18 protein-coding genes are annotated in these 17,294 nt (G+C 67.9%); 5 read left to right on the forward strand and 13 right to left on the reverse strand.

The window, feature by feature from the left end; genetic code table 11:
- Positions 1-4 precede the first annotated feature (4 nt).
- The 4 genes from ACVWZN_RS15555 to ACVWZN_RS15570 all read left to right on the forward strand — a co-directional run bounded on the left by ACVWZN_RS15555 (position 5) and on the right by ACVWZN_RS15570 (position 4,647).
- On the forward strand, positions 5-2,020 hold the full coding sequence (locus ACVWZN_RS15555) for a PAS domain-containing protein (protein ID WP_456954606.1): 2,016 nt from the start codon (positions 5-7) through the stop codon (positions 2,018-2,020).
- Between the two features lie 90 nt (positions 2,021-2,110).
- On the forward strand, positions 2,111-2,920 hold the full coding sequence (locus tag ACVWZN_RS15560) for a GNAT family N-acetyltransferase (RefSeq protein ID WP_456954607.1): 810 nt from the start codon (positions 2,111-2,113) through the stop codon (positions 2,918-2,920).
- A 3-nt stretch (positions 2,921-2,923) separates the two neighbouring features.
- Complete coding sequence (locus tag ACVWZN_RS15565; protein WP_456954608.1) at positions 2,924-3,667, forward strand: lysophospholipid acyltransferase family protein; 744 nt, start codon at positions 2,924-2,926, stop codon at positions 3,665-3,667.
- Positions 3,668-3,678: 11 nt separating this feature from the next.
- Positions 3,679-4,647, forward strand: coding sequence for a hypothetical protein (locus ACVWZN_RS15570; RefSeq protein ID WP_456954609.1), 969 nt, complete (start codon positions 3,679-3,681; stop codon positions 4,645-4,647).
- Here ACVWZN_RS15570 and ACVWZN_RS15575 read toward each other — a convergent pair.
- The 6 genes from ACVWZN_RS15575 to purH form a co-directional block, all read right to left on the reverse strand.
- Positions 4,538-5,629: a hypothetical protein gene (locus ACVWZN_RS15575; RefSeq protein WP_456954610.1), complete on the reverse strand. Its 1,092-nt coding sequence runs from the start codon at positions 5,627-5,629 to the stop codon at positions 4,538-4,540. The two genes, ACVWZN_RS15570 and ACVWZN_RS15575, sit on opposite strands and share 110 nt — an antisense overlap.
- A complete protein-coding gene (locus ACVWZN_RS15580) occupies positions 5,616-6,215 on the reverse strand; it encodes a DUF1989 domain-containing protein (protein WP_456954611.1) in 600 nt (199 codons plus the stop codon). Before ACVWZN_RS15580 ends, ACVWZN_RS15575 begins: the two co-directional genes overlap by 14 nt.
- Positions 6,215-6,946 carry a guanitoxin biosynthesis heme-dependent pre-guanitoxin N-hydroxylase GntA gene (gene gntA / locus ACVWZN_RS15585; RefSeq protein ID WP_456954612.1) on the reverse strand — a complete coding sequence of 244 codons (732 nt, stop codon included), beginning with the start codon at positions 6,944-6,946 and terminating at the stop codon, positions 6,215-6,217. Before gntA ends, ACVWZN_RS15580 begins: the two co-directional genes overlap by 1 nt.
- A gap of 97 nt (positions 6,947-7,043) precedes the next feature.
- On the reverse strand, positions 7,044-8,342 hold the full coding sequence (gene purD / locus ACVWZN_RS15590) for a phosphoribosylamine--glycine ligase (RefSeq protein WP_456954613.1): 1,299 nt from the start codon (positions 8,340-8,342) through the stop codon (positions 7,044-7,046).
- 69 nt (positions 8,343-8,411) lie between these two features.
- Entirely contained in the window at positions 8,412-9,107 is a 696-nt protein-coding gene (locus ACVWZN_RS15595) for a hypothetical protein (RefSeq protein WP_456954614.1), read from the reverse strand.
- Between the two features lie 130 nt (positions 9,108-9,237).
- Positions 9,238-10,821: a bifunctional phosphoribosylaminoimidazolecarboxamide formyltransferase/IMP cyclohydrolase gene (purH, locus tag ACVWZN_RS15600; protein ID WP_456954615.1), complete on the reverse strand. Its 1,584-nt coding sequence runs from the start codon at positions 10,819-10,821 to the stop codon at positions 9,238-9,240.
- A gap of 146 nt (positions 10,822-10,967) precedes the next feature.
- Here purH and ACVWZN_RS15605 point away from each other — a divergent pair, with 146 nt between their 5' ends.
- A complete protein-coding gene (locus tag ACVWZN_RS15605; RefSeq protein ID WP_456954616.1) occupies positions 10,968-11,717 on the forward strand; it encodes an MBL fold metallo-hydrolase in 750 nt (249 codons plus the stop codon).
- Between the two features lie 12 nt (positions 11,718-11,729).
- Here ACVWZN_RS15605 and fis read toward each other — a convergent pair whose 3' ends face one another.
- The 7 genes from fis to aroQ form a co-directional block, all read right to left on the reverse strand.
- On the reverse strand, positions 11,730-12,020 hold the full coding sequence (gene fis, locus ACVWZN_RS15610; protein ID WP_027083783.1) for a DNA-binding transcriptional regulator Fis: 291 nt from the start codon (positions 12,018-12,020) through the stop codon (positions 11,730-11,732).
- 132 nt (positions 12,021-12,152) lie between these two features.
- Positions 12,153-12,998 (reverse strand): DUF3426 domain-containing protein, encoded by an 846-nt coding sequence (locus tag ACVWZN_RS15615; RefSeq protein WP_456954617.1) that lies wholly within the window; start codon positions 12,996-12,998, stop codon positions 12,153-12,155.
- Between the two features lie 58 nt (positions 12,999-13,056).
- The gene (gene prmA / locus ACVWZN_RS15620) at positions 13,057-13,974 is read right to left on the reverse strand and encodes a 50S ribosomal protein L11 methyltransferase (RefSeq protein ID WP_456954618.1); all 918 of its coding nucleotides are present in this window, start codon (positions 13,972-13,974) and stop codon (positions 13,057-13,059) included.
- A gap of 3 nt (positions 13,975-13,977) precedes the next feature.
- Entirely contained in the window at positions 13,978-14,655 is a 678-nt protein-coding gene (locus ACVWZN_RS15625) for a hypothetical protein (protein ID WP_456954619.1), read from the reverse strand.
- 83 nt (positions 14,656-14,738) lie between these two features.
- A complete protein-coding gene (accC, locus tag ACVWZN_RS15630) occupies positions 14,739-16,106 on the reverse strand; it encodes an acetyl-CoA carboxylase biotin carboxylase subunit (RefSeq protein ID WP_027083780.1) in 1,368 nt (455 codons plus the stop codon).
- Positions 16,107-16,210: 104 nt separating this feature from the next.
- Positions 16,211-16,693, reverse strand: a complete 483-nt coding sequence (gene accB, locus ACVWZN_RS15635; protein WP_027083779.1) for an acetyl-CoA carboxylase biotin carboxyl carrier protein — start codon at positions 16,691-16,693, stop codon at positions 16,211-16,213.
- A 62-nt stretch (positions 16,694-16,755) separates the two neighbouring features.
- Positions 16,756-17,223 carry a type II 3-dehydroquinate dehydratase gene (gene aroQ / locus ACVWZN_RS15640; protein WP_456954620.1) on the reverse strand — a complete coding sequence of 156 codons (468 nt, stop codon included), beginning with the start codon at positions 17,221-17,223 and terminating at the stop codon, positions 16,756-16,758.
- Positions 17,224-17,294: the final 71 nt, after the last annotated feature.

Below are 17,294 nucleotides of genomic sequence, written 5' to 3' on the forward strand. Positions count from 1 at the left end.
GCCCTTGCCCATCCGTTTCGACGCGCTGTTCCGGAGCTCGCCCAACGCCTACATGGTGCTGGACCGTGACCTGCGCTACCTCGACGCCAACCACGCCTACGAATTGCTGACGGGACTTTCCCGCGAGCATCTCGTGGGTCGCGGCGTGTTCGAGATGTTTCCCGGCACGGTCAACGACGACGGCACCTCGCAGTCGACCATCCTGCGTCGCTCGTTCGAACGTGCATTCGAAACCGGCGAGCGCGACACGCTGGCGCTCATCCCGTACACGATCAGCACCGAGACGCCGGACGGTGTCGAGGTCGACGTGCGCTACTGGAGCGCGACGCATACACCGATTCTCGATGACGACGGCCACGTGGTCGCCGTCATGCAGCACACCACCGACGTCACCGAAGTACAGCGGCTTCGCGAGGAGCTCGAGCATTCGCGCAGCGCGACCGGGCTGACGCGCGCGCAGGTCGAAAGCGGGGTGCTATCGCGCGCAGCCGCCGTGCAGCGCGACAACGACCGGCTCAGCGCACGCGATGCATTCCTCACCGACCTGTTCGCGCAGGCGCCCGGTTTCATGGCGGTGCTGCGCGGGCCGGACTTCGTGTTCGAACTCGCGAACGAAGCCTACGAACTGCTCGTCGGCCGCACCAATTTCCTCGGCCGCGCACTGCGCGATGTGTTGCCGGAAGTCGCCGGCCAGGGCTTCGTGCAATTGCTCGACCAGGTGCGCACGTCGGGCGAGCCCTTCGTCGGCCGTGGCGTGCCGGTCGCGTTGCGCGCGGGCGAGGGCATCGAACACACGCGCTACGTCGATTTCGTCTACCAGCCCGTGCGCGATGCGAGCGGCGTGGTCGACGCGATCTTCGTGCAGGGCGCGGACGTTACCGATCGCGAAACCGCGCTGATCGCACTGCGCGACAGCGAAGCGCGCTTCCGCACGATCGCCGACCTCGTGCCGCAGATGATCTGGTCGACGCAGCCTGACGGCTTCCACGACTACTACAACCGCCGCTGGTACGACTTCACCGGCGTGCCGGTGGGATCGACCGATGGCGAAGCCTGGGCCGGCATGTTCCACGCCGACGACCAGCCGCATGCATGGGCGCGCTGGCGGCACAGCCTGGAAACGGGCGAGCCCTACGAAGTCGAATACCGGCTGCGCGACCGCAACGGCGAATACCAGTGGGTGCTCGGCCGCGCGCTGCCGGTGCGCGATGGCAGCGGGGCGATCGTGCGCTGGATGGGCACCTGCACCGAGATCGACGACATCAAGCGCACGCAGCAGATGCTCGAGCGCAGCGAGAACGCATTGCGCGCAGCGGACCGCCAGAAGGACCTGTTCCTCGCGACGCTCGCGCACGAGATGCGCAACCCGCTCGCACCCATCGTCACCGCCGTGCAGCTGCTGCGCATGGCGCCCGATCGCGAAGCCACGGTGCGGCAGGCGGCGGAGATCATCGATCGCCAGGCCGGCCACATGCGCAACCTCGTCGAGGACCTGATCGACGTCTCGCGCGTAACGCGTGGCTTGACCACGTTGCAGACGCGTCGCGTGCAGCTGTCGGACATCGTCGCCGGTGCGGTCGAGCAGACGCAGTCGATCATTGCGCGCCATCACCACAGCCTGCACGTCGAGGACAGCACCGACGGCATCACGCTCGACGCCGATCCGGTGCGTTTGACGCAGATCCTCACCAACGTGCTCAACAACGCGGCGAAGTACACGCCGCCGGGCGGAACCATCACCCTCACCGTTGGCATCGATGGCGGCGATGTGGTGGTGCGCCTGCACGACACCGGCGTGGGAATGGACGACGCGCTGCTCGCGCGTGTGTTCGGGCTGTTCGAGCAGGCGGAAGAAACCCCCGAGCGCGGGCACGGCGGGCTGGGTATCGGTCTCGCACTCGCGCGCAGCCTGGCGCAGCTGCATGGCGGTTCGCTGACCGCGACGAGCCCCGGCCTGGGCCTCGGGTCGACGTTCGAGCTGCGCCTGCCGCTGGACCGGGAAGCCGTCGCGGCCCACTAACCGGGCTGTCACGCCGGCGAAACTGCCGCTTCATGGCCGCTACACACGGCCGCCCGGAAGGTGACTGCTGGTCTTCCGCGCGTACCGAACATGCCGCTTCCCTTGCCGAGTTCCGCGCCGACCGGTCCACTCGAAGTGCGCCTTGCGCGTACGCCGGCCGAGGTCCGCGCCGCACAGCAGCTGCGTCATGTGGTGTTCCGGGCGTCAGACGGCACCGGTTCCGATGTGCCGCTCGATCGCGACGAGTTCGACGCGCGCATGGAGCACATCGTGGTCATCGACCCGGCCTACGGCGGCAACGACGCGGGCGTGGTCGGCACCTACCGCGTGGTGGCGCATGCCGATGCCGCAGCCGCACTACGCGGTTACGCCGCGCAGGAGTTCGACCTCGCGCCCCTGGCGAGCGTCGACGGGCCGCTCATGGAGCTCGGCCGCTCCTGCGTGCTGCCGCCGTATCGAACGCGCGGCGTGCTCGCACTTTTGTGGCGCGCGATCGGCGACTACGTCGCGGCGAACCGCATCGCGCTCATGTTCGGCTGCGCGAGCATTCCGGGCACGGATCCGGATGCCGCGCGGCTGCAGCTCGCCTACCTGCAACGTCACCACCTCGCGCCCGCAACCATCCGGCCGCGCGCTCGCGGCGACGGCGCGATTCCGCTGCCGGTCGGGCCGGTGCGTCCGCTGGACGACCATCGCGCGCTGTTCTCGCTCGAGCCGCTGATCAAGGGTTACATCCGCCTCGGCGCGCGCATCGGCGACGGCGCCTACGTCGACCACGACTTCGGCACGATTGACGTCTGCATCGTGCTGCCGACCGAAGCGCTGTCCGCGCGATCGGTGCGTCGCTACCGCCCGGTACGCGCCGAGCCCGCACGCGTCGCCTTTGCCAACGACCATTGAGCCATGCGACGTGCCTGGCGCTTGGTCGCGCTGCTGGCCTGCGCGCTGACACTCGGCGTCGCGCAGGCGCTGCTGCTGTGCGTGCTGCGTCGCGGGCATCCGCTGGTCTCGCGGTTACCGATGCTGTTCCATCGCGCCGCGACCCGTCTGCTGGGGCTGCGTGTGCACATCGACGGCGCACCTAGCACCGCGCCACGAACCGCGTGGGTTTCCAACCACCTCTCGTATCTCGACGTGCCGGTGCTGGGCGCGTATCTGCCGGCGCGCTTCGTCGCCAAGAATGAAGTGCGCGGCTGGCCACTGTTCGGCCTGCTGTCGCGACTGCAGCGCACCGTGTTCATCGGCCGCCGGAGCGCGGATGCGACCGCGGCGCTGGACTCGATGTCGCGTGCACTTACCGACGGCGCGAACATCGTGTTGTTCGCGGAAGGCACGACCAGCGACGGCCGCACGGTGCGCGCATTCCGATCGCCGGCATTCGCTGCGCTTGCGGTCGATGGAACGACCGTGCAGCCGGTGACGATCGAAGTCACCGGGCCGGACGCTGAAGCACGGCGTGCGTACGCCTACATCGACGACGATACGCTGGCGTCGCACCTATGGCGCTTCCTCGCGCGTCGAAATACCGATGTGCGGGTGACGTTGCATCCGTCGGTTGCGGCGAGTGACCTGGGTATCGATCGAAAGATCGCGGCATCGACGGTGCGCGCTACCGTTGCGTCCGTGCTCCCGGCAGCGGGCGCATGAGATCGCGTGCGATGCGAGCGGTTGCGGTGCTTGCGGCAGTCGCGACGATCGTATGGGCGGGCGTCGAGCTATTCGTCCAGCTGCGTACGTTCGACCTGCATGCTGTCGCTCGCGCAGTCGCGGCGATTCCGGTTGCCAGGCTGATCGCAAGTGCAGCCTTCACCGCGCTCAGCTTCATCGCCCTTGGCGTGATCGAGGTGTTCGCGTGCCGCATCGCGGGCGCGCCCAGGATTCCGGCGAGCCGCGCATTCGCTCGCGGTGCGATGGCGCATGCGCTCTGCAACACGCTCGGCTTCCATGCCGTGCTCGCACCGTCGCTCCGGCTTGCGTTCTATCGGGCCTATCGCATCACCGCCGCGGAGGTCGCGCGCATCGTGATCGTGGTCGGCGCTGCGGTCGTAATCGGCACGGTCGTGCTGGCCGCGCTTGCAGTGACAGCGAAGTGGGTCGGCGTGGTCGCCACGCTAATGCTCGCCGCGCTCATCGGCGTCGCCATGTATGCGCTGCCGCGACTACCAACCGCCGTCGCGTCGCGTTTGCCAGGCCCGCTGCTGCAGACCACGCCGCGCATCCTGATCGTCGCGTTCGCCGAGGCACTGTGCGCGATCGCCGCGATGTACGTCCTAATGCCCGGCGCCGTGCAGCGTGATCCGGCGCACTTCGCCCTTGCGTTCATCGCGTCCGCCGCGATCGGCGTGGTGAGCCACTCGCCCGGCGGTGTCGGCGTTTTCGAAGCCGGCATGCTCGCCGCGCTGCCCGGCGACCGAGCCGACGTACTCGCCGCGCTGCTGGTGTTCCGCGTCGTCTACAACCTGCTGCCTGCGGCGATCGCCGGCTTCGCACTCGCCGCAGGCGCGACGCGCCGCCTCGTCAGTTCGACGGCGGATACGCACGGATCGCTCGACGTTGCGCGAGGTACAACCGCGCCAGTGCGATCGCACCGATCGGACGATGTCCACGCCGGCGCATCGCGTCGCTGATGCGGAACAGCAGCCGCTGCTTCGCGAACACGATGCGGTAGACGTCGCGGATCGAATACTTCGGGTCCCAGGCATGCACCGCTTCCGAGCCTGCACCGTTGACCTCCATGATCGTGAATTCGCCCGCGCGCAGCGCGTCGATCGATTCGTAGCGCACGTCGAAACGGCCGACGTGGAAGTCGCCCATGTCCTGCGCGATCGCATCGACGCGCTCGGTCAGCGCCGACGTCGCATGCAAGGTGCCGTCTTCGTACGCGCCGCCCACACGCGTCGACGCGACGGTCGACAGGCGCACGCGTTCGCCGGCGCGTGGCACGTGGGCCGGATCGAATGCAAGTTCGTGACCCGGTGCATGCAGTGCGCGCTGCAGCCGCGCGTCACGTTCGACCAGCGTGGCGATCGTGTCGCGACCGTTGCCGATCACCGCGGGATAGTGGCGCAGCAGGATGCCGAGCAGCCGCCCGCGCGCCTCCCCCGGCTCACGGACGTAGAACAGGCCGGCTTCGCCCGGTGCGGGCAGGTAGCGCTGCAACAGGAAGCGATGGCCGGACGGGAAGCGCGCGAGGTAGTCGTCGAGATCCGATGCATCGCGCAGCAAGCGAACCCCATAACCGCACCAGCCGACGTCAGGCTTGGCGACGATCGGAAAGTCGAGTCCCGATGCGGTCATGCGTCCGAGCGCATCGTCGCGCGTGCACTGCCCCGCCACGATGTCGATGTAGTCGGCGGTCGCACCCCGCGCCAACGCGCCCATCGCATCGAAGTATTCCAGCTTGCCTTCGCCGACCAATCCGCCCGACGTGATGCCCGGGTTCGCGCACGAGGGCAGGGTGACGCTGCGATAGCGCAGGCCCAGCCACAGCCACTGCAGCACCATCGGCACCAGGTTCAGCGATTTCGGGAGGCGCTCGAAGCGCCCGGTCGGCAGTGGCGCCGCGCGCGCGGTCGATGCAGCGACGGCAGTCGCGTCAAGCGTGTCCACGCTCGATCCGGTAATCGATGGGTTTGTAGTGGAAATTGTTCGACTGCCCGGCCGAACACGCCGTCATACCGACGACGAGCGGCATGCGCGCGCGCAGGCGCACATGGTCGCCGGCACGGCTCAGCGGTGGCAGCACGCGAATCACGCCGCTGTCGCCGTCCACGGCGACGTTCATGAAAACGTTGAACGCGATCGGGATTCGGTCGACCTCGATGCCGTACGGCTCCAGCGCACGCACCAGGTTGCCTTCGCAGCCGGGGCGGTTTTCGGTCTCGCCGTAGATGATCGAGAACGTGTCTTTCGAGCAGGGCGTCAGCGTGAAATCGTGGCGGCCGCAGGTGTCTTCGATGATGTCGAACATCGGCCGGCTGCGGTTGGAATACAGCACGTCGCCGGTTGTCAGGAACAGTTTCGACGCGTAGTCGATCGTGCGGCCTGACGACAGGTATTCGCGCAGGTCGTGGCGATTGAATGCGGTGAGGTCGCTGACCTGCTGGCCTTCCGGGTCGATGACGATGAGTTCGTCGCCTTCCTCGAGTTCGAATGCCTGTGCCGAGCACGGTTCGATGCGATGGACCTGCGTCATCAGTGCAGTCCTCCGGTGCGCACGTGCAGCGGGCATCGCCACTCGGCTTCGACCGCGCGACCGCTGTACTGCCGCGTTTCCGATGCGGTGCCGAAGTCGGCGAGGTTCGGATTGATCGAGCCCTGCAGTGCGGTGTCGCGCCCGCGCGTCGCCGCCTGCATCTTGGCGTAGCGGCCGTCAGCGCGCAGGCGATCGAACTGGCGATGCGAATTGAACACCAGCGCCGGGCGCTCGAAACGACGCGCGATGCGCGATGCATTCGGATGCAGGCCGATCACGAAGAACGGATGGCCGGCGAGGCTGAGGCTGAAAAGCGGATGATCGGGGTCGCTGGCGACGTCGCCGGCCCACGCGTTGCCGCGCGCACGGTCGATGTCGTGCAGATGCTGCAGCTGCAGCCACAGCAGTCGTTCGAATTCGGCTTCGTTCGCGGGAATGGGGGCGTCGAATACGGCGACGAAACTGTGCACCGTGCTGTCGTCATCGCCCAGCGCGTCGATGCTCTCGCCGAACTCGGCCAACGCATCGAGCAGGCGTTCGGCGCCGCGTGGGCAGCCCAGCGCTGGGTATTCGCGAACCTGGATCGCACCGCGGCTCAGCGCCGCCTTCGCGCCGACGCACGGAAAGCGGGCATCGGCGACATGGTCGAGGAAGCGGGCCGCGAGGCCGTCGCCGGCGTCCGGCGCAAACGCCTCGGCCGGTTCGATGAAGCGGGTGGAATTGAAGTCCATGCGGGCCCAGGCGGCAGTGCGACCACCACCCTACGGCCGGCCCTGCATGGGGACCGTGGACAGCGGCCGTTCTGGAGCCGCCGGGCTGAAGAACCGTTCAGCCGGCGACGGCGCGCTGGCGTTCGATCGCACGCCAGCCGATGTCGTGGCGATGGAATTCGCCATCCCACGAGATACCGGCGACCAGCGAATACGCGCGACTCTGCGCTTCGGCCACCGTGTCGCCCAGCGCACACGCACACAGCACGCGGCCGCCCGCGGTTTCGACATGCTCGCCGACGAGCTTCGTGCCCGCGTGGAAGACCTTCGCGCCCGGCTCTTCGTCGGGCACGTCCCACTGGTTGATGACGTCGCCAGTGCGCGGCGTGTCGGGATAGTTCGCCGCGGCCATCACCACGCCGAGCGACGCGCGCGGATCCCAGTCGGCCTGCACCGCGTCGAGCTTGCCCGCAATCGCCGCTTCGACGAGGTCCACCAGATCCGACTGCAGGCGCAGCATCACCGGCTGCGTTTCCGGATCGCCGAAGCGCACGTTGAATTCGATGACCTTCGGCGCGCCGCTGGCGTCGATCATCAGGCCGGCGTAGAGGAAGCCGCTGAAGGGCACGCCATCGCGTTCCATACCGCGCACGGTAGGCTCGACGATCTCGCGCATGACGCGCGCATGCACGTCGGGCGTCACCACCGGCGCGGGCGAATACGCGCCCATGCCGCCGGTGTTCGGGCCGGTGTCGCCGTCGCCGACGCGCTTGTGGTCCTGGCTGGTCGCCATCGGCAGCGCGGTGCGGCCATCGACCATCGAGATGAAGCTGGCCTCCTCGCCATCGAGGAACTCTTCGATCACCACGCGCGAACCCGCATCGCCGAACGCATTGCCGGCGAGCATGTCGCGCAAGGCGTCTTCCGCTTCGCCAAGCGTCATCGCCACGATCACGCCCTTGCCCGCGGCGAGACCATCGGCCTTGATGACGATGGGTGCGCCTTTCTCGCGCACGTAGGCGAGCGCTGCGTCGACGTCGGTATGCACGGCGTAATGCGCGGTCGGGATGCCGTGGCGCGCGAGGAACTCCTTCGCGAACGCCTTGCTGCCTTCCAGCTGCGCGGCGGCCGCGGTCGGCCCGAATATGCGGTGGTTCGCCGCACGGAAGCGATCGACCACGCCGGCCACCAGCGGGCCTTCCGGGCCGACGATGGTGATCGAAATGCCTTCGCGCTCGACCAGCCCGAGCAGCGCATCGATATCGGTGGCGCGCACGTCGACGTTGCGGCATTTGGCCTCGCGCGCGGTGCCGGCATTGCCCGGGGCGACCAGCACTTCGGACACGCGCGCGGACTGCGCGACCTTCCAGGCCAGCGCGTGCTCGCGGCCGCCGGAACCGATAACGAGGATCTTCATGCGTGCGCGTCGATCAATGCGGGGACGCGGCATTTTACGGGACGCATGGGGCCGGGCGGCCCGCCGGTGTCACTCGCTGGTGTCGCAACCGCGCGATTTCAGGTCGCGCGCCGATATGCGGTAGCCGTAGGCGTCGCGTGGAATGTCGATGGTGCGTTCGACGATGTCGCCGCGTCGCGTGCCGGCCACCTGCAGCTGCAACAGGTAATAGCCGTTGTCGATGTGCGAGGCATTGGCCTGCAGCGTGCACTCGAGTTCGAGGAGGCGCTTGCTGCAGTGACGCGAGGTCATCGGCGTGCACGCACCGCGATTGGTGACGACCGACGTCACCGCGAGCATCTGCCGCAGCTCGCCGGCGATTTCCGCGTACAGCGATTCGTACGCGCGCTGCGGCATCGCGGCGGTGTCGTGGCGGGTGATCACGAAGCCCGTATCCGCCGGGCCGAGCGCAAGAAAGCCGACATCGCCAGACGCCGCATCCACGCCGCGTGCGTCGATGCCGCGGAAGCGCGTGCGCAGTTGCGCAGGATCGCGACGCGTCGCGCCGGCGCGGATTACGAACAGGTCGATGCGCGGTGCGCTGGTGCTCGACGCGGATGTCGTCGTGCAGACCGCGATACGACGTTCGCGTGGCTGTACGCCGGAGTCCGCGCAGATGCGTCGCGACGACGTGGCGTCGTTCGCCACCTTCCAGTCGCCCTTGATGCGCGCCGTCTCGTGCTCGTATTCCGACGACAGCACGCGCACCGCTTCGCGGTCGGACACGACGACGTCCGTCGGCACCGGCGCGGGCGCCGGCTGCGGCGTGCGGGCCGACGCCGCGGAGGCGACGGCCAGGAGGAGGAGAGGCGCTCGAAGCATGCGCGCAGTGTCCGGGGACCGCGCGAAGCCGGCGTCAGTGGCGGAAGTGGCGGATGCCGGTGAACACCATGGCGAGGCCGTGCTCGTCGGCTGCGGCGATCACTTCCGCGTCGCGCATGGAGCCGCCCGGCTGGATCACTGCCTTGATGCCCGCGGCCGCGGCGGCGTCGATGCCGTCGCGGAAGGGGAAGAACGCATCCGACGCCATCACCGAGCCCGGCACGACGAGCCCGGCTTCCTCGGCCTTGAGCGCGGCGATCTTCGCGCTGACCACGCGGCTCATCTGCCCGGCGCCGACGCCGACGGTGCGGTGGTCCTTCGCGTAGACGATCGCGTTGGACTTCACGAACTTGGCGACGCGCCATGCGAACAGCAGGTCGGCCATCTGCGCATCGTTCGGCGCGAGTTTGGTGACGACCTTCAACTCGTCGCGCGTGACTTCCCGGATGTCGGCGGTTTGCATCAGCAGGCCCGAGCCGACGCGCTTGACGTCGACATTGTTGCGGCCGTCGCCATGCGGGATGCGCAGCACACGCACGTTCGCCTTCTTCTTGGCGTAGGCGAGGGCTTCGTCGTCGTAATCCGGCGCGATCAGCACTTCGACGAACTGGCGGTCGAGGATCGCTTTCGCAGTTGCACCATCGAGCGTGCGATTGAACGCGAGGATGCCGCCGAATGCCGACGTCGGATCGGTTGCATACGCGAGCTCGTACGCATCGCCGCAGGCCACGCCTTCGGCCACGCCGCACGGATTCGCATGCTTGACGATCACGCAGGCCGGGCGCTCGAACTGGCGCACGCATTCCCATGCGGCATCGGCGTCGGCGAGGTTGTTGTAGCTGAGTTCCTTGCCCTGCAATTGCGTGAACGTCGCGAGCGTGCCCGGCACCGGCCACAGGTCACGATAGAACGCGCCCTGCTGGTGGGGGTTCTCGCCGTAGCGCAGGTCCATCACCTTGATGAAGTTGCTGTTCTGCTGCGCCGGGAATACGGCGCGCGTGCCGTCGTCCTGCAGCGACGAAAGATGATTGCCGATCGCCGCGTCGTACTGCGCGACGCGATCGAACGCGGCCACGGCGAGGCGAAAACGCGTCCCGCCCGAGAGCGCGCCATCGCTGCCGTCGAGTTCGGTGACCAGCGCGTCGTACTGCGCGGGATCGGTCGCCACTGCGACGCGCGCGAAGTTCTTCGCGGCCGAACGCAGCATCGCCGGGCCGCCGATGTCGATGTTCTCGATCACGTCGTCGAACGAACTGGACCGATCGGCCGACACTTTTTCGAACGGATAGAGATTCAGTACCAGCAGGTCGATCGCGCCGATGCCGTGCTGCTGCATCACCGCGTCGTCGGTGCCGGCGCGGCCGAGCAGGCCACCGTGCACGATCGGGTGCAGCGTCTTGACGCGGCCGTCCATCATTTCCGGGAAGCCGGTGAGTTCGCTGACGTCGCGAACCGCGAGGCCGGCGTCGCGCAGCGCCTTCGCGGTGCCGCCGGTCGACACCAGCTCGACGCCATGGCGCGCCAGCGCCTGTGCGAGCGGCAGCAGCCCGGTCTTGTCGGAGACGGACAACAGGGCGCGGCGGAGCTTCACCGACGGGCCGTTCAGGGCTGCAGTCATGGCGTTGGGAGCGACGTGGGGAAGCGCGAATTATACCGGCGCACCGCCGCCCGCCCGGACTGCGCTACCGTTCCTATCGACGCCGCGTATCGTCGCGGCCGGCCCCGACCGCGGTCGACGATGGCGACATCGCAAAGGAACGCCCGATGATCTTCCGCCAGCTGTTCGATCCGGTGTCGTCGACCTACACCTATCTCGTCGGCTGCGCGGAAACCGGCGAGGCGGTGCTGATCGATCCGGTGCTGCCGCAGTGGCAGCGCGATCTGCAGTTGCTGCGCTCGCTCGGCCTGCGGTTGGCGATGACGATCGACACGCACATCCACGCCGACCACATCACCTCGGCGTTGACGCTCAAGCACGAGACTGGCAGCCGCATGGCGTTTCCGGAGATGGACACGCTGCCGCTGACCGACGTCCCGCTGGTCGATGGCGAGCCGCTGCAGATCGGTTCGTTGCGACTGCAACCGATCCATACGCCCGGCCATACCGACAGCCATTTCGCGATCGCGAGCGGCGATCGCGTATTCACCGGTGACGCGTTGCTGATCGACGGTTGCGGCCGCACCGATTTCCAGAATGGCGATGCGCACGTGCTGTATGCGAGCGTGCACAACAAACTCTTCCCGCTCGGCGACGACGTGCTGGTGTATCCCGCACATGATTACCAGGGACGCCGCGTGTCCAGCATCGGACAGGAACGCGCGCGCAATCCGCGGCTCGGTGGCGAGCGCAGTGTGGACGAGTTCGTCGCGATCATGGCGGGGCTCAACCTGCCGTATCCGAAATTCATTGATTACGCGGTTCCGGGCAATCGCGCCTGTGGCGTTTGTCCGCCGGACATTCCGGATGAGTTGAGTGCGTACTGGCGCGTCGCGGAACCCGCGCCAGTCATCTAACGAGCGACGCGATCAGCCCTGCGCTAGGCCGTATTCGCGCAGCTTCTTGCGCAACGTCGCGCGATGGATGCCGAGCAGCTGCGCGGCGCGGCTCTGGTTGCCGTCGCAATGGCGCAGCACTTCCTGGAACAGCGGAATCTCGAGTTCGCGCAGCGCGACTTCGTACAGATCGCAGGTATCGCAGCCGTCCAGGTCACGCAGGAAGCGGCGGATCGAAACGGCGACGTGCTCGCGCAGCGGCGTGCGCGCGCCGGGGCGAATGTCGGTAACGTTCGGGGCGAGGTCGGATGCAGCAGCGCTCATGGCAGTTCGACAACCCGCAGTCTGCGCGGGCGGACGCGGAGTCTAGCCCGACCACGTCGCGCACAACGGGGCGACGGAACGCCGCCGGTCGCCGCGCGACGAACGGTGGCGAACATCACGCATGAACCGGGATTACTGCAGCTGGAAGTCGTACGACTCGACGCGTGCGCCGGGCTCGCGCACGTCGAATGCGATGTCGAGACTGTCGCCGGGCGCGATGAGTGCGCCGACGCGCTCGCCGTAGTCGTGCGGCGTGACCTGGCGCGCGCCGACGAGGCGGCCGTCGAGGTCGGACAGGCTCAGCACGATCGTTGGCGCCGGCTGCGGCCACTGTGCATCGTTGCGCACGGTGGCAGTGACGTGCAGCACGCCGCGCTTGGCCGGGTTCGGTCGCACGTTGCGCGTGACCATGCGGTAGGCCTGCGGTTCGTGCCACGCGGGTACGTTGCAGCCGAGCACGCCACAGGCGTTCATGACCAGCGGTCGCCAGCGTGCGTCGGCGGCAAGCGCGGTGCGTTGTGCGAGCAGCAACTGCAGCGCGAACAGCAGGGCGAGCGCGCCGATAACGGTGGCGAGCGGCCAGCGGCGACCTGCGGGACGGGCTTCGCGGCGGCGGACGAAGCTGGGGCCGTCGTGGGTCGCGCGCGGCATCGTGTCGGGCGTTGGAGCGACATCCGCGGGCACGTCGTTGCGCGCAGCTTCGACGTCGTCGACGACTGCCTCGATCGCGGCAACCGGTTCTTGCGTGGGCGCCGGCTCGGCAGGCGCGCGCAATTCGGCTTCAGCGCGTTCGCGCACCGGTGCTTCTGCAGGCGCGCGCTCAGTGTCCAGGCGACGACGCTGCGGCACGTCCTGATCCGGATCGAGCACCTCGTTCTCGCCGACGAGCGCGCTGCCGCAGCGCGGACAGCGCTGGCTGGCTTCGCGCCCGGCAATCAGGGCGACCAGGAATCCGCAGTTGGGGCAGGGCTTGAACATGGGCGCTATTCCACCATGCCTCGCGCCCGGAATGCGACGTGGTTCACAGGCGGCGCCGTCAGCGGCGTCGACCGCTCACCCGCATCCAGTCTTCGAGCTGCTCGACCTGCACGTCGTCCAGCACGTCGGCATACGCATCGGCGACCTCGCCTTCCTGCCCGGCGAGGATGCCCGACATGGCGAGCAATGCGCCCGGCGCACAGCGCGCGGCGACGACATCACGCAGTTCGATCAGCGCGGACGCAAGGATGTTTGCGACGACGACCCGATACGTCGCAACGGGTTCGTCCTGCGGCAGATACACGGACAAACGATCCGCGACGCCGTTGCGTTCCGCGTTGTCGAGCGTCGCCGTCACCGCCTGCGGATCGTTGTCGACCCCGATCGCCGACGCCGCGCCGAGCTTGAGCGCGGCGAGCGCGAGGATGCCTGAGCCGCAGCCGAAATCGAGGATGCGCGCGCCGTCGAGCACGCCATCATCGGCGAGCGCATCGAGCCACTGCAGGCAGAGCGCCGTGGTGGGATGCGTGCCACTGCCGAATGCGAGGCCGGGGTCGAGCCGCACCACCGCCGCATCCGGTGCGTCCGCGCCTTCAGGCAGTTCGTGGTTCCACGGCACGATCCACGTACGACGCCCGAATTGCAGCGGCTCGTACTGGTCCATCCATGCGCGTTCCCAGTCCTGGTCCTCGACGTCGCGGAACTCACCGCGTGACCAGTCGAGGCCTTCGTCCTGCGCGGCCAGCGCCTGCAGCAACGGCTCGCGCGGCGTGCCGGCTTCGAACAACGCGGTGAGCACCATCTCGTGCCACAGCGGGGTTTCGCCGACGCCGGGCTCGAAGATCGCCTGTTCGTCCGGCGCATCGGCGTGCGCATCGACCAGCGTGACCGCCAGCGCGCCGACATTCTCTAGCGCTCGTTCGTAGCGCGGTTGCAGCGCTTCCGTGCACGGCAGCGAGAGCTCGAGGAAGGGCATGGCTTACTTGCCGACCAGCTGCACGGCGTCGACCGTCTTGTAGCCGGACGACACGTTGTTGGCGAAGGTCAGCTTGACCGACTTCACCGGGTACGGCGTCCCGTCGAACTTGCGCACGAACCAGGTGCGCGAGCCGCGCTCGTCGCGACCGGTGTCGCTGATGCCGCTCCACACGGTGTGCGCGGCGCCGTCGACGCCGATCAGTTCGACCTTGGTGATCGACTTCACCGCGTCTTCGTCAAGCACCGCGCGGACTTCGGTTGCCGACACCGGGCGCTCGTAGTCGAGCTGCAGCCAGTCGAAGCCGATGTCCTGGTTGTTGTTGGTCCACTCGTCACCGTTGACTGCGCCGGTGGCCTGCCACGCCGTGTTCTGGTCGTGCGACTCCGACGGCAGTTTGTTGGCATCGCCGAACGCCGAGCTGGCCTTCGCTGCGACCGCCCACTGCGCGTTCGCGTCGTTGATGTAGCTGTCTTCCATCGTCGAGTAATCGAGCTTAGCCTGCGCCTCGGACTTCGCCGGATCCGCTGCGGCCGGTGCGGGCGTTTCGGCGGGCGCCGCTGCGGGTGCAGGTGCCGGCGTAGTCGCAGCGGCATCGGCGGGTGCTTCGGCATCGTGCTTCTTGCAGCCGGCGAGTGTGGCAAGCGCAATCAGCGACGCGGTCGCAATTCCCTTGTGCATCGTGGACTCCTGTAGTGAAACCGTTGGCGACGCACGATGAGGCGATCGGATGACCGCCGTGCGTCGCGATGTGATCGCCGCGATCAACCGATCGCGATCGCCTTTTCCTTCTGCTCTTTCAGGCGCTTTTCCAGGTAGTGGATGTTCTGTCCACCCTGCTGGAAACCCGCGTCGGCGAGGATGCGCTGCTGCAGCGGAATGTTGGTCTTGATGCCGTCGACCACCATCTCGTTGAGCGCCACGCGCATGCGCGCGATCGCGATCTCGCGCGTCGGGCCATGCACGATCAGCTTGCCGATCATCGAGTCGTAGTTCGGCGGCACGCGATAGCCCTCGTAGATGTGGCTGTCGACGCGCACGCCCGGGCCGCCCGGCGCGTGGAAATGCGCGATCAGGCCGGGGCAGGGCATGAACGTGTCCGGATCTTCCGCATTGATGCGGCATTCGATCGCGTGGCCTTCGAGGACGATGTCCTCCTGCTTTAGGCGCAGCTTCTCGCCCGATGCGATGCGCAGCTGTTCGGTCACCAGGTCGATGCCGGTCACCAGTTCCGTCACCGGATGCTCGACCTGGATGCGCGTATTCATTTCGATGAAATAGAAGCGTCCGTTCTCGAACAGGAATTCGAACGTGCCGGCGCCGCGATAACCGATGCGCACGCAGGCTTCGACGCAGACCTTGCCGATCTCCGCGCGCAGCTCGGGCGTGATGCCCGGCGCCGGCGCTTCCTCGACGACCTTCTGATGACGACGCTGCATCGAGCAGTCGCGCTCGCCGAGGTGGATCGCATTGCCCTGGCCGTCGGCGAGCACCTGGATCTCCACGTGGCGCGGGTTCTCCAGGAATTTCTCCATGTAGACCATGTCGTTGCCGAACGCGGCCTTGGCTTCCTGCTTGGTCGTCTGGATTGCGGTGACCAGCGCGGCTTCGGTATGCACCACGCGCATGCCGCGACCGCCGCCGCCGCCCGCGGCTTTCACGATGATCGGATAGCCGATCTCGCGCGCGATCTTCACGTTCTCGGTCGGGTCGTCGCCCAGCGGGCCGCCGCTGCCGGGCACGCAGGGAACGCCCGCCGCCTTCATCGCGCGGATCGCTTCGACCTTGTCGCCCATCAGGCGGATCGTGTCGGCCTTCGGGCCGATGAAGATGAAACCGGACTGCTCGACGCGCTCGGCGAAGTCCGCGTTCTCGCTGAGGAAGCCATAGCCCGGATGGATGGCCTGCGCGTCGGTCACCTCGGCGGCCGCGATGATCTGCGCCATGTTGAGGTAGCTCTGCGCGCTCGGCGCCGGGCCGATGCAGACGGACTCGTCCGCCATCGCGACGTGCTTGAGGTTGCGGTCGACGGTGGAATGCACGGCGACCGTGCGGATGCCGAGCGCGTGGCACGCGCGCAGGATGCGCAGCGCGATTTCGCCGCGGTTGGCGATGACTACTTTATCGAGCATGGGTTATGTCCAATGCGGCTTGGAGCTCGGGAACGTCCTGCCCATCGGCCGCGCGGCCGACGGGCGTTCGCAGGCCGGCGGCAGTGCCGCCGGACAGCTCCTGCTCACCCAATCACAAACAACGGCTGGTCGAACTCGATCGGTTGGCCGTTCTCGACGAGCACCTTGAGCACGGTGCCGGAGACGTCCGCTTCGATCGGGTTGAACATCTTCATGGCCTCGATGATCGCGAGCGTCTCGCCCGCCTTCACCGACTGGCCGACGCTGACGAACGAGGGCTTGTCCGGCGACGGCGACGCATAGAACGTGCCGACCATCGGGGCGCGCACGACGTGCCCGTCGGGCAGGTCGTTGCCGGGCTTGGCCGAACCGCCGGTCGCGGCTTCGCTCGGGCTCTGCATCGGCATCGGGCGCTCGGCCTGCTGCTGCGGCGGCGGCATCGCGTAGGTCGGCGCCGGCGCGTAGGTGACTTCACGCGTCGGCGTGCGCGCCAGGCGCACGGTTTCCTCGCCTTCCTTGATCTCGATCTCGGAGAGATTGCTCGCCTCGAGCAGGTCGATCAGCTTCTTGATTTTCCGCAGGTCCATGTCGGGCCTCGTGTGTGGATTCGGAGTCGATCGACACGCATCGCGCGCCGATCGCGGAGGTATCAGGAGCGGTTGGCGTGCGCCGCCGCGCGCTTGTCCAGCCAGGTCACCGCGGCGTCCATCGCGAAGCGGTAGCTGTCGGCGCCGAACCCGCAGATCACGCCCATCGCGAGGTCGCTGAAATAGCTCTGCTTGCGGAACGGCTCGCGCGCATGCGGGTTCGACAGGTGCACTTCGATGAAGGGCAGGTCGGCCGCGGCCACGGCGTCGCGCAGCGACACGCTGGTATGCGTGAGGCCGGCGGGATTGATGATCAGGAACTCGGTGCCGTCCGAACGCGCCGCGTGCAGGCGGTCGATGAGCTCGTGCTCGGCGTTGGACTGCACCGACTCGAGCGTATGGCCGTGCGATTCGGCGTCGAGCTTGAGTGCGCGGTCGATCGCAGCGAGCGACGTGCGTCCGTAGACGGTGGGCTCGCGCTCGCCCAGCAGGTTGAGGTTCGGGCCATGCAGGACCAGCAGCTTCGCCATGGCTCACCCGTTCCGACGTCGTGGCCGGGCAGTCTGCGCCTCGCGATAAAACCTGTCCAGACGTTCGCTAC

The sequence above is a fragment of the Lysobacter sp. HA35 genome, from assembly GCF_054061195.1.